Source organism: Streptomyces sp. NPDC005963, from assembly GCF_040638655.1.
Classification (GTDB): domain Bacteria; phylum Actinomycetota; class Actinomycetes; order Streptomycetales; family Streptomycetaceae; genus Streptomyces.
Genome location: NZ_JBEXVD010000091.1, coordinates 1 through 1,422, shown reverse-complemented (window position 1 = coordinate 1,422; position 1,422 = coordinate 1). Strand labels below are relative to the sequence as shown.

Genomic DNA, 1,422 nt, shown 5'->3' with positions numbered 1-1,422 from the left:
CTAGTGTGATGCGCCTGAAATCCCCAGTGTTAGTCGGTACCTTGATGATATGGCGCATCCGGGTCCTTCTGCAGTGGAGATCGTGCTGTTTGATGCTGAGCGGGCGGAGTTGGTGCGCCGGGCGGGGTTACCGGACCGGCGTACGGCCGAGCGGGCCCGGATCGTTCTGGCGTGTGCCGACGGGATGTCGAATGCGGGTGCCGCACAGGCTCTTGGCGCCGGAGTGAAGACGGTCCGCAAGTGGCGTGGGAAGTTCGCCGCTGAGCGCCTGGCCGGGCTGGAGGACGACGGGCCCATTGGCCGGCCGAAGTCCGATCTCGTCCTGACCGGGGGCGAGCGGGCCCAGCTCGTGCGCTGGTCGAGGCGGGCGAAGACCGCCCAGTACCTCGCGCTGCGGGCGAAGATCGTGCTGCGGTGTGCCGAGGGTGTGATGAACAAGCAGGTCGCGGCCGATCTCGGGGTGGACCAGTCGACCGTGGACCGCTGGCGGGCCCGTTTCGTGGCCGATCGACTCGACGGGCTGCAGGACGAACCCCGGCCCGGCCGGCCGCCGTCGATCCTGCTCGACCAGGTCGAGGAGGTGATCGTCGCGACGCTGGAGTCCACGCCGGGCGAGGACACCCACTGGTCGCGGGCCTCCATGGCCGCCCGCACCGGACTGTCGAAGTCGACCATCGGGCGGATCTGGAAAAGGTTCGACCTCAAGCCGCACCTGCAGGACTCCTTCAAGCTCTCCACCGATCCGCAGTTCGTCGAGAAGGTCGTCGACGTCGTCGGCCTCTACCACAACCCGCCGGAGCGGGCGGTGGTCCTCTGCGTCGACGAGAAGAGCCAGATCCAGGCGCTGGACCGCTCGCAGCCGGTGCTGCCGATGATGCCGGGCATGCCCGAACGGCGCACCCACGACTACCTGCGGTACGGCATCACCAGCCTCTTCGCCGCGTTCAACATCGCCGATGGCACCGTCATCAGCGAACTCCACCGCCGTCACCGGGCGGTGGAGTTCAAAAAGTTCCTGATCGCGATAGACAAGGCCGTGCCCACCGCACTGGACGTGCACCTGGTGTGCGACAACTACGCCACTCACAACACCGCCGAGATCAGGAAGTGGCTGGCCCGGCATCCCCGGTTCCACGTGCACTTCACCCCCACCGGGGCCTCCTGGCTCAACCAGGTGGAGCGGTGGTTCGGCCTGCTCACCGACAAGCTGATCCGCCGCGGCGTCCACACCTCCGTCAAAGCCCTGGAAGACGACATCAGGGCCTGGATCAACACCTGGAACGAGCGACCCAGGCCCTTCACCTGGACCAAGACAGCCGACGAAATCCTCCACTCCCTCGCCGACTACCTCGCCAAGGTCAGGCCCGACCACCACACAACCAAGCAGGTCTAACACTGGGGATTTCAGGCGCATCACACTAG

Annotated in this window: 1 protein-coding gene; it reads left to right on the top strand. The window is 66.5% G+C overall.

Annotated elements, in window-relative coordinates:
* Positions 1-73 precede the first annotated feature (73 nt).
* Positions 74-1,393 carry an IS630 family transposase gene (locus tag ABZ348_RS34690; protein ID WP_358940004.1) on the top strand — a complete coding sequence of 440 codons (1,320 nt, stop codon included), beginning with the start codon at positions 74-76 and terminating at the stop codon, positions 1,391-1,393.
* The last annotated feature ends 29 nt before the right edge of the window (positions 1,394-1,422 follow it).